General features: G+C 33.3%; 5 protein-coding genes. All 5 read left to right on the forward strand.

Going from position 1 to position 12,369, the window contains the following annotated elements; genetic code table 11:
- The first annotated feature begins 5 nt into the window (after positions 1-5).
- Complete coding sequence (locus tag M0214_RS09845; RefSeq protein WP_248722395.1) at positions 6-2,645, forward strand: hypothetical protein; 2,640 nt, start codon at positions 6-8, stop codon at positions 2,643-2,645.
- A gap of 148 nt (positions 2,646-2,793) precedes the next feature.
- Positions 2,794-6,843, forward strand: coding sequence for a hybrid sensor histidine kinase/response regulator transcription factor (locus tag M0214_RS09850; protein WP_248722396.1), 4,050 nt, complete (start codon positions 2,794-2,796; stop codon positions 6,841-6,843).
- Between the two features lie 181 nt (positions 6,844-7,024).
- Positions 7,025-7,801 carry a T9SS type A sorting domain-containing protein gene (locus M0214_RS09855; RefSeq protein WP_248722397.1) on the forward strand — a complete coding sequence of 259 codons (777 nt, stop codon included), beginning with the start codon at positions 7,025-7,027 and terminating at the stop codon, positions 7,799-7,801.
- 182 nt (positions 7,802-7,983) lie between these two features.
- A complete protein-coding gene (locus tag M0214_RS09860) occupies positions 7,984-9,738 on the forward strand; it encodes a sulfatase (RefSeq protein ID WP_248722398.1) in 1,755 nt (584 codons plus the stop codon).
- A 29-nt stretch (positions 9,739-9,767) separates the two neighbouring features.
- The gene (locus M0214_RS09865) at positions 9,768-12,365 is read left to right on the forward strand and encodes a glycoside hydrolase family 2 TIM barrel-domain containing protein (protein WP_248722399.1); all 2,598 of its coding nucleotides are present in this window, start codon (positions 9,768-9,770) and stop codon (positions 12,363-12,365) included.
- The last annotated feature ends 4 nt before the right edge of the window (positions 12,366-12,369 follow it).

Raw genomic sequence — 12,369 nt, forward strand, 5'->3', positions numbered from 1 at the left:
ATGGTATGTTAAACAAGAACAAAGTTTTTTACACGTTACTTCATAGTTGTTTTTTTGTAATTGCTTTTACTTGGGGGCAAGAACCTAATCAAAACCTACTTTTTACAAATAACGAAATAACTGTTATTGACAGGACAAATACATCAGATGGTGATATTAATGCTGTAGCTTTCGGAAAAAGGGAGTTTTTCAAGGCACTAAGGAAAACAGGGGTTCAAATCTCAAATATCAAAAACTGGTCTCATTTAACAAACAGGAAGTTGTTAGTGCTCGGTTCGTCACAAGACAGCCTTGTAAAACATTTATTGGGTAACAAACTAAATCGTTTAAAGGGTAAAGCTGAAGGCGTATTTTATCAACAAGCCAATTTAAATTCAAATACAGCAATCGTAATTGGGGGTACAGATGCTAAAGGTACAATGTATGCCCTTTATGAAATGGCTGAAAAAGTATATGATAAAGGAATATCTGCTTTAGCTAATTTGGAAAACAATATGGAATTCCCAGATAATAAAGTGCGAGGTATTGATCGCTTTATTAAGGATGAAAATGATGACCAATGGTTTTTTTCACAGGAATTTTGGGAGTATTACATTTCACAACTGGCAAGAAATCGTTTTAACAGGTTAACACTCATTACAGGCTATAATGACGGAAAAAGTGAAGACTTCATGATACCGGTATATCCTTATTTTTTTCAAGTTCCCGGTTTCAAAAAAACTACAATTAAAAAAGATTTAAATAAAACTCCTGAAGCCTACACGAATCAATTAAAAAGAATAGGCAAGATGTGTAGTGATTATGGTGTTGAGTTTGTTTTTGGTATTTGGGGACACGGTAGAAGTAATAGTTTAATTGATGGACTGCCAGAAGATGCTCAGGAATATACCAGATATTGTTCTACAGGGATATATGAATTGTTGAAACGAGTTCCAGAAATAGATGGTATTCAGTTAAGGGTTAATTACGAGTCTGGAATTGGTGGTTTTGGCAATACAGCAGATCAGTTTTGGAAAGAAATAATTTCAGCAATTGCTAAGGCTAAAGAAGATGAAGGAAGGGATTTGTTTTTGGATATTAGGGCCAAAGGCTTAACTTCTAAAATACGAGATTGGGCCAGTAAAACAAGTATTGATTTTTCTGTAACCAGTAAGTATACTTGGGAAGGTATGGGGCTTCCATACCACCCCCTACAAATGCGTAAAGGTGAACTTGATTTGATAGATAACGAAGATAAACGACAACGTTATGGTTACGCCGATTTTTTATCCGAATCCAGGGATTTTGATTTTATCTATCGTTTATGGGGAATAGGAACTTCAAGAATATTTACTTGGGCCGATCCAGATTATGCGAGGCGATTTTCGTATTCCACAAGATTTGGCGATGCCAAAGGGTTTCAAGTAACACCTCCAATGGCCAGAAAGCAAAATACTTGGGAGCTTATGAAAGATAAAAGTATGGCGTATTATAAGTGGGAAGATCAACGTTATTGGGCATGGTACCTTTTGTTTGGTAGATTGGGGTATTCCACAAAAACAAAACCCGAAGTATGGCAAAGAGCTTTCAAAGCGCATTATGGCTCTGCTTATCAAAATATTTTAAATGCTTATTCAGTTGCGAGCAATATATTGCCATTAATTACATCGTCTCATCTTACTAACCATCCTGCAAATTATAATTGGGCTGAAATGGATAGTGGAGGAGCTCTTTTTAACGCCAATAATTCAAATCCAATACATAAACAAAAAAACCGTACATACCAATCGGCAGAGCCGGGTGACCCAGGGATGTTTTATAGTATTAATGATTATGTCAACGATGTCATAAAAGGAAGAGTTCAACCAAAGATTACGCCCATACAATTGTCAGATTACCATAAAAAATTATCTGATGAAATATTAGGGCATATAAACCAAGTTAATGAAGCAGATATTCCAAAGCTATTTCAAAAAGAATACAAAACAAATATGTCAGATTTAAATATTTTGTCTGCGCTTTCAAGTTATCACGCTTATAAAATTATAGCTACAGTAAACTATGTGTATTATAAAGAAACTAAAAATGATGAGTATTTGCATTTAAGTATTAATCATCTCGAAAAAGCGAAATCGAGTTGGGAGATAGTGGTCGATAAAGCAACTGAAACGTATTATCCATATCCAATGTTCTTGCATGATAATGGTACATGGAAAGATCGACTGTTTGAAATAGAAAAGGATATTGATAGTTTACACCAAATAAAAGATCACTTACAGCTTACTCCAATGACTCTCAAAGATCATGAGTTCGGAAAAACAAATTTTTCGTTCAATACTAATTTCAGTACTAATGTTCCAAGTTCCGTTACGTTAGGGGATACACTTCAGGTTGTTTTAAAAAGTGCAAAGTTTACTGAAGAAAATCAAGTGCCACATGTGCATTATAGATTGGCTGATATGACACTAGGAAAGTTTAGTGTCCAGGAAATGATTTGGGATGGACATGCTTATTTAGCAAAAATACCTACCAGCGATTTGAATCCAGATTATGATTTGCTTGTTTACTTTACAAGTGTAAAAGATAATACTGAAGTTGTTGTGTTTCCCGGTTTATATAATGAAACACATAATTCGCCATACTACACAATTGAACTAGAAAAGTAAAATCAGACACTACAAAAACTTTGGTAAAAACAATATGACCTTTTCAAATATTGTGATTATTTGATATTTTAAGTGTATTAAATTTAAATTAGGCTCTCATATTGCCTTAATTAATTATATTTAGATTTTAGCCTACATTGTTTTTAAAATGTTTAAATCGTTAGTTTCATTCCTTTTTATTTTGTTTTGTCATTTTGGGATTACTCAAAATGATGTATACAGATTTACACATGTAACAGATACAGATGGATTGTCGCAAAATTCTATTATGGCAATTCATCAAGATGATTTGGGGCAAATTTGGATTGGTACTAAAGACGGATTAAATAAGTTTGATGGTACAGAATTCAAAGTATATCGTCACGAAAAAGACAATCCAAATTCCATAAGTAATAATGGTATAGAGTGCATTGAGCAAGATAGTTCTGGAGTATTATGGATAGGTACAGCTTTTGGGTTAAATAGGTTTAACCCTAAAACCAATACATTTAGCCCCTATTTTTTAAACAATAACCAATCCGGTCTTGGTAATAATATGATTAAAGCTGTTAAGGAGCTTTCTAATCAGGAAATTTGGGTATGTCATTTTGGTGGAGTTTCAGTTTATGATGCATCAAAAGATGTTTTTAAAAAGATTAGTGACATAAACGTGCCGTCATCAATTATAGAAACTAAAGGTGGTGATATTTTCATTGGAAGTTCAAACGGATTATATCGCTGTATATCTAAAAATGATGGTTCATTTCTGTTTGAACTTTTAGATAAAACAACAGGTTTAGATATAAACGACCTCTTAGAGTCAGAAAATGGAAATTTACTTGTAGCGACCAAAGACAATAGTATTATTGAATACAATATTCAAACTAAAACGTTTCACCCTTTTTTTTTGGAGGCCGAATTAATCGGGAAAAGTAAAAATGCAAGAAAATTAGTTTATGACGATTTTGGGTTCTTATGGGTGGCTACTTATAACGGCATTCATGTTGTAGACAAACAAAGAACAATTAACGTGCTACTTAGCGATGATAAAGATCCAAAATCTTTAAATGATAATTTTATCAAGACCTTGTTTAAGGATAATGTTGGCACTATGTGGGTTGGGTCATATTATGGAGGTTTAAATCTATACAATAATTTTAACAATAATTTTGTTAATATTTCCCAAAACTCCTTTCAAAAAGGCTTAAGTTTTAGGGTAGTAAGCTCAATAGTAAACTACAAAAATCTACTTTTATTTGGAACGGAAGGTGGAGGAGTTTCTATCTTAAATCAAGATACAAACATAACGGAACATATAACAACAAAAAACAATTCAGAGTTAAGAAGTGATAACATAAAATCGTTATGTGTGAGTAGCGATGACAATTTATGGATTGGTACTTTCGATAAAGGTGTATTTGTTTATAACCTTAAAACCAAGCGTTTTATAAAAAATGCTTTACCGGATAATTTAAGAAAGTTTTTAAATGATGCTGGTGTATTGAAAATTGTTCAATTCTCGGATGACACCATTTTGATTGGGACAAATGGCAAAGGCTTGGTTAAATTTAATTTTAAGAAAAAACATTTCTTTATTTATAATGCCAAATCTCAACCTGTAGGGCTTACAAATAGTAACATAAAAACAATATTGATTGACACTTCTAAGAATATTTGGTTGGGCACTTTACGTGGCTTAAACTGTATAACACCTAAAAATGAAGTTAAAAAGTTTGTAATTAGTAACTATTCCAATTTTAAATTTGAGATAAATACTATTTATGAAGACGTTCATGAAGATCTTTGGATTGGAACCTTTGAGGATGGTCTTTTTAAATTAACCAATGGAAATTTAGAACAAGTAGCACTTAATGTTGGTAATGACCCTGTAAATGGTATTCGGTGTATTATTGAAGCCGATGATAACAGTTTTTGGATAAGTACCTTTACTCAAGGAATTTTAAAATATGACTTTAAAGCCAAAACCATTGAAATGCATTTCACAAAAAAAGAAGGCTTGCCAAGTAATGAATTTAATAGAGATGCAGGCTTTCGTTTAGGGGATGATTATTATTTTGGAGGTACTTCGGGGGTAACCGTGTTTAATGAAAATAATTTTGTTAAAAACAACTATGTGCCACAAGTTGTACTAACAGATTTTAAAATAAAAAATCAGTCAGTTTCAGTTAATGATACTCAAAATATACTTGAGAAGACTATTAGTTTTACCAAAGAGGTTGAGTTGTTACACAATCAAGGAAATTTTACTTTATCATTTTCAATTCCAAGTTTTATAAACTCAAGAAGCAACAGTTATAAATACCGACTTAAAGGCTTAGAAACAGATTGGGTTGAAACTTCAATTAATTCTGCATCTTATACCATTCAAAAACCAGGAGAATATACTTTTGAAGTTAAAGGTGTAAATAGTGACGGTGTAACAAATGAAATACCAACTACATTAAACATTAGAGTAAAACCAGCACCTTGGTTTACTTGGTGGGCTTATTTGATATATGTTTTAATTATTGGTTCGATAATTTACTATGTGTTTAGGGTTTCGAAATCCAGAACTGCATTAAAGCATGCTCTGGACTTAGAGCACCTAGAGGCAGAACAAATAAAAAATCTCAATACGGCTAAACTGGAATTTTTCACCAATATTTCGCATGAGTTTAGAACGCCTTTGACATTAATCTTAGGACCGCTACAACAAATTATGAATAACTATAAGGGCAGTAGTGCCATGTATAAAAAACTTAAGGTTATTCAAAATAATGGTAACCATTTGTTGCAGCTTATTAATAGGTTGATGGATTTCAGGAAATATGAAAGTAATCAAATGGCCTTGAAGGTGGCTAATCATAATATTGTTGAATCTTTAGAGGAAGTGTATCAGTCTTTTTCAGATTATGCCAATAGCCAAGGGTATCAGTATAGTTTTGAGTCACCTTCAAAAGAAATATTACTTTATTTTGATAAGAAAAAATTAGAACGTGTTTTTTTTAATTTGATTTCTAATGCGTTCAAATATTCTGCAAATTCTGGTGATATTGTTGTTAGAATTATCGATGAAAATGAAAAAGTAATACTTCAAGTTGAAGATAATGGTGTGGGTATTCCTGAGGCTTATAGAGATAAGGTTTTTGAACGGTTTTTTGAATTATCTGTTCTAGATAACAAAGGTGAAGACTCTAAAAAAGGAACAGGGATTGGTTTGGCTATTGCAAAAAACATAGTGGAGCTCCATCAAGGAAAAATAAGTGTAACACCTAATATTGAGGAGCAAGGTTCTATTTTCAAAGTTGAACTACTAAAAGGAAAGTCCCACTTCAAAGCACACGAGTTTTCTCAGGATAAGTCACCAAAAGAATATATGGTTTATCACAAGAACCAATTAGAATTGTCTAATATTGAAATTGAACCTAACTTTTCCTCTAAAATTCGTTCCGATAAAAAAATGTCAATTCTATTGGTAGAAGATAACGAGGAGCTTAGAACGTTTATGCGTACTGTTTTAATTGAAGAGTACAATGTTTTTGAGGCAGAAAATGGTAAAATAGGGTTTATAAAGGCAATACAAGAACCAATAGATTTAATTGTGAGCGATGTCGTAATGCCAATTACCACGGGAACCGAGCTGTGTAGTTTGATTAAGAATGATATTAGAACAAGCCATATTCCGGTTATTTTATTAACAGCAAAATCAGATGTAATACATAAAATAGAAGGATTAGAAAGTGGTGCCAACGACTACATTAGTAAACCGTTTGATATTCAGGAATTAAAGTTGCGTATTAACAATTCCTTGATGTTTATAAAAAATCTAAAATCCAAACTAAATACACACGAGGTATTTAGTGCCGAGGACGTAAAAATGTCATCTCTTGATGAAACCCTGTACAAAAAAGCACTAGATATAATAGAAAGTAATATTGGTAATTATGATTTTGATATTCCGTTCTTTTGTGAAGAATTGGGAGTAAGTAAATCAGTATTATTTACAAAAGTTAAAGCATGGACAGATTTTACACCCAAACAATTTATTCAGCATATTAGACTATCACATGCATCCCAATTTCTAGAGCAAGGTAAAATGAGTATTGGGCAAATAAGTACAAAGGTGGGGTTTAGAGATCAAAAATATTTTTCTCGTTTATTTAAAAATAAATTTGGAAAAACGCCAAGTGAGTATGCGCAGTCCTTTTTAGAGAATTAAGTCTGGGGGGTCTAATACATGTGATACAAGGGCTTTTAGAGGTTAAAAAGGATTTTTTTCCACATCTTTAGGAATTTTTCATTCCGGTTTTATGCTATGTTTGTTGTTGATTATGACTTTACTAAATTAAGGCAAAATCCAATTAACAATTAAAATTTATACTAACTAAAAATCGTAATTCATGAAAAATTTTACTTTTAAATTTACACTATTAATTCTTTTTGCAGCTGTTTTTCAGATACAAGCTCAGATTCAAGATGGTAATTATACTATAAAAAATAAAGAAACTGGTAAATACCTCTCCACAGGAGGTGCTGACTTGGCAGCCAGTACGGGAACTGCCGAAGGTTGGCGGTATGAAACTAGTTCAAGTTTAAATGGGGATAAGACTACATTTGCATTTACAGCTTTAGATCAAAATGGTACGTTCGAAGTATTAGGGTCAAGAGGTTTAATGAAAATTTTTATATCGGGTGGTAATACGGGGGCTCTTGGACAAGTTAGTGGCTCTACTCCTGCTAATGATAGAAGAGCAATTTTTGTTCAAGTTAGCGGTAATGATTATCGTTTTCATCTTAATAACATTTATGTTCGCGAGAATGAAACTGATCAAACTATAAATTCAAATAATGTAGGTACTATCACGGCTGTTGCACTTGATTCAAATGACGACAGACAAATTTGGACTATAGAAGCTGCAGTGTTAAGTAACGATGACTTTAATTTAAGTTCTGTATTTATTTCTAATCCAATAAATAATCTTATTCAAATTAAAGGTCTTTCTGCTGATATTAGCAAAGTAGAGGTTTTCAATTTAGTAGGTAAATCCCTTATCACTATGGAAACTCAAGGACGTTCCTCTTTAGAATTAGATGCTACAGCACTTTCAAGTGGTGTTTATCTAGTAAAACTATATGGGGCACAATCCTTTGGTACCAAAAAGATTGTAAAGAGATAAGGAATCAAAGCGCTGAGTGTAGTCTTTTTGTGTTGACATTAAAGGCCTCTCGCATTCATAATGTTGAAAAAGTCTGATTTTTTTAATCAGACTTTTTTTTATTCTTTTTAATATATTTTCAGGACAAGGCAGGACAGTAATTTATAGGAATACAGCTAATTTTAACACATTAAAATAAGCAAATGAAAACTATAAAATTAACCATTGCTTCGCTATGCTTTTTTGTGTTAAGTTGTGGTAAAATTACTAATAATAGCCCTACTTCAGAAACTGTAAAAACTTCACAAAACCTTCCTGAACGCCCAAACATTCTCTGGTTAGTTACCGAAGATATGGGAGCGTATATTGCGCCATTTGGAGATACTACAGTGGCAACACCAAATTTAAGCAGGTTAGCAGACGAGGGCGTGATTTATCCAAATTTATATTCAACTTCAGGTGTTTGTGCGCCAAGTAGAGCAGCCATTGCTACTGGTATGTATCCTTCAAGTATAGGTGCAAACCATATGCGCACTAATTCCTATACAGAAGTTACAGGCTTGCCAAAATATGAAGCAGTACCACCTTCTGAAGTAAAAATGATTAGTGAGTTGCTCAGAAAAGAAGGCTATTATTGTACTAATAACCTAAAAACAGATTATCAATTTAAGCACCCTGTTACGGCTTGGGATGAAAGTAGTCCTTATGCGCATTGGCGTAATAGAGCTGAAGGCCAACCCTTCTTTGCTGTTTTTAATTTTACCGAAACACACGAGTCGGGTTTGTTTGAGCCTTATGGGTTTAGAGCTGTCGAGACAAGGCATTATCATGCAGGAGACAGGGACTATAAATGGAAAAATTTTGGAGGTTCTCAATCTAAAAATAGACTAACCGAGGATGAAATTCCTGTATATCTACCAAAGGATACTAAATTTAATATTCCACCTTATTTGCCTGATACGGAATTGACACGAAGGGATATGTGGAAGCTCTATAATAATATAGGTGAAATGGACAACCAAGTTGGAGCAATCTTAAAACAATTGGAAGAAGATGGACTCTTAGATAATACCATTGTTTTCTTTTATGGCGACCACGGCGGCCCCTTACCAAGAGAAAAGCGATTAATCTACGATTCAGGGTTGAATACACCAATGATTATTAGGTTTCCAAAAAAACTACAAGCAGGAAGCAAAGACAATCAATTAATTAGTTTTATAGATTTTGCACCAACATTACTGTCTCTAATAGGTAAAGATGCTGAATCTTATATGCAAGGTCAAGCATTTTTAGGAAAATACAAGTCTGATAAAGAAAGAATACATATACACGCTGCCGCCGATAGGTTTGATGGTTTTACAGATGCGATTAGAGCAGTACGTGATAAAAAGTTTAAATATATTAGAAATTATAGGCCAGAGCAAGGATATTATTTACCTGTAGCATATAGGGAAAAAATACCAACAATGCAGGAATTACTAAGATTAAGAGATGAAGGGAAATTAAATGAAGTGCAAATGCAATGGTTTAGAAAAAATAAACCAAAAGAGGAGTTGTTTGATTGCGAAGCAGATCCGCATGAACTTGTTAATCTTGCCGATAAGCCAGAGTGTCAAGCAAAGCTTAAAGCCTTAAGCGCAGAGATGGATAGGTGGTTAAAAGCAATAGGTGATAACCCATCACTCCCCGAAGCAGATCTTGTTAAAAAACTTTGGGCCAATAGTGATATACAGCCTGTAACACTAAAACCAGAGATAGCCAAAGTAGACGGAAAAATAAGTTTAAGTTGTAAAACTGAAGGCGCTTCCATAGGTTATAAAGTTATAGATGAGCAGGGGGAAATACCAATGTCTTGGGAAGTATATCGATTACCTGTGGAGCTACCCGAAGCATCAAAATTATTAGTCAAGGCACACCGTATTGGTTTTGTGCCTAGTGAAATCGTAGAATGTAAATAAGTTTAAACACCATAAATAAACTAAAGTCAATGAAACAATTACTATCGTTATTATTAATAATAACTTCTATTTCACAATATGCACAACAAGTAAGACATATTGAAACTACTAATGAAGCATGGGTATTTCATAAAGGTAGTTTAGAAAAGCCTTTTGATAATAACGAACATATTACTTGGGAAAACGTCACTATTCCACACTCTTGGAATACAGCGGATATTTTAGATGATGAGAATGGGTATTACAGAGGAGAGGCTTGGTATAAAAAAACAATTACTGTTCCTCAGATTTACGAAAATCAGCAAGTATTTTTATTGTTTGAGGCTGCAAATCAAGTTGCTTCACTTTTTGTTAATGGAGAGGCCGTAGGTGAAGATCACATTGGTGGATACACAACATTTGCAAGAGATATTACCTCAGCCCTGAAAATAGGAAAAAATGAAATAGTGGTTAGAGTAGATAATGCACATGATGATGAGATTGTTCCACAATCTGCAGATTTTTCGTTTTATGGCGGTATTTATAGAGATGTTCAACTAATAATTACCAAACCAGTACATTTTGAAGTTGCTAATCTAGGAGCCAATGCCATTTTTATAAGGACTCCAGAGGTTTCTGAAACTTCAGCTAAATTAACTGTACAATCAAAATTAGTAAGACCTAAAAAAGGAGCTTATTATGTAAGGCAATCGTTGTTTGATGCAGATAATAACCAGGTGAAACAAGTAAAAAGTAGAGCTATATTTGGAAAAGATGTACGGAGTGAATTTTCGGTTACAAACCCTAATTTATGGTCTCCAAAAACCCCTTATTTGTACAAATTAGTTTCAGAAATCGTTGATAAAAAAGGAAATATTTACGACAGGATTGAGAACGTTGTTGGCTTTAGGTGGTTTAGTTTCGATGCCAATAAAGGTTTTTTCATTAATGGTAAACCAACAAAATTAATAGGTACTTGTCGTCATCAAGATTTTTTAGGAAAAGCCAACGCGGTGAGTGACGAAATACATCGTAATGACATGAGGCTGTTAAAGGAAATGGGGTCCAATTTTTTACGTATTGCCCATTACCCACAGGATCCAGCAATTTTAGAAATGTGTAACAAATTAGGTTTAGTAGCCACATTAGAAATTCCTTTTGTAAACAAAGCTGCAGCTAATGAAACGGGTAAGCAAAATACCATTAAAATGTTAAAAGAGGCAATTCGTTTCAATTATAATCACCCCGCTATTGTTGCTTGGAATTTAGGAAACGAAACGACCATGAAAGCGCCTAACTCATTTGGGGAAGAGTATACCAAACATTTTGTAAGCACTCACGAAGCACTCGCTAAAACCATAAAAGAAGAAGATAAAACCCGTTATTCTTACTCTGTATTTTTTAGAGAACCAGCATATCAAGACAGATTAGGTATCCGTTTTACAGATTTGGTTGGCTATAACAAATATTACGGTTGGTATGTTGAAGAGTTAGAGGACATTGATAAAAACTTAAGGAACTTGGTAGCCCGATCATTAGAATTGAATCCCGATAAGCCTTTTATTTTAAGTGAGTATGGCGGAGGTGCTGATCCAAGATTACGTTCTTATAATCCCACACGATTTGATTTTAGTGTAGATTATCAGTTTTTGTTGCACAAATACTATATGAAAACCATTTTGGAAATGCCTGAAATTTCGGGTGCTAACGTATGGAATTATGCAGATTTTCAGGTAGAACATCGCAAAGATGCTGTGCCGCACATAAACAATAAAGGTTTGGTTTCAGCTACCAGAAAGAAAAAAGACGTCTATTATTTGTACCAAGCCATATTGAAAGAAACACCATTTTTAGCCATAGCATCTAAATCTTGGAATAAAAGATCTGGTATTGCAGATGTTAAAGGCGGAGCTTATGCCACACAGCCATTAACCATAGTTGGTAATGGGAATGATGTTGAATTATTTTTAAACGGGATATCGTTAGGAAAAAAAGTTTTTGAATTTTCAACAGTAACTTTTGATGTGCCTTTTATTGATGGACAAAATTTAATTGAAGTAATCAGTAAAAAAGATGGCAAACTTTTAAAGGATATTGTGTTTATAGATTTTAACCTAATACCTAGAGATTTAAAGAGTAATATAAATAAGTTTGAAGAAGTAGCTGTTAATGTAGGTTCTCATTGTTACTTTATAGAAACAGACAATATGGATTATTTGTGGATGCCAGACAAAGTATACGAAAAAGGAGGTTTTGGTTACATTGGGGGAGATTTTTTAAAACACCCAAGTGAAAGAAGAAATGCTATTGGTACAGATGTTAGTGTTAAAGGAACTGAAAACGATCCTATATACCAAACCCAGCGTATAGGGATTGAGGGTTATAAATTTGATGTCCCTAATGGCACATATGAGTTAACTTTATTATTAGCAGAACTAAAAACAAAGGATTTAAATGTAATGGATGTTAAAGCAAATGGGAAATTAATTTGGAAAGACATCAATCTAAAAAAATCTTATGGAAATGACAGAGGTGTAGCCAAACGTTTTTTAATATCTGTTGAAGATGATAAAGGAATAACGATAGAATTTGAAGCCAAAAAGGGAACAACTAGGCTGAGTGGGATAAAACTCAGAAAAGTAAATTAAATTT

Source organism: Seonamhaeicola sp. ML3, from assembly GCF_023273855.1.
Lineage (GTDB): Bacteria > Bacteroidota > Bacteroidia > Flavobacteriales > Flavobacteriaceae > Seonamhaeicola.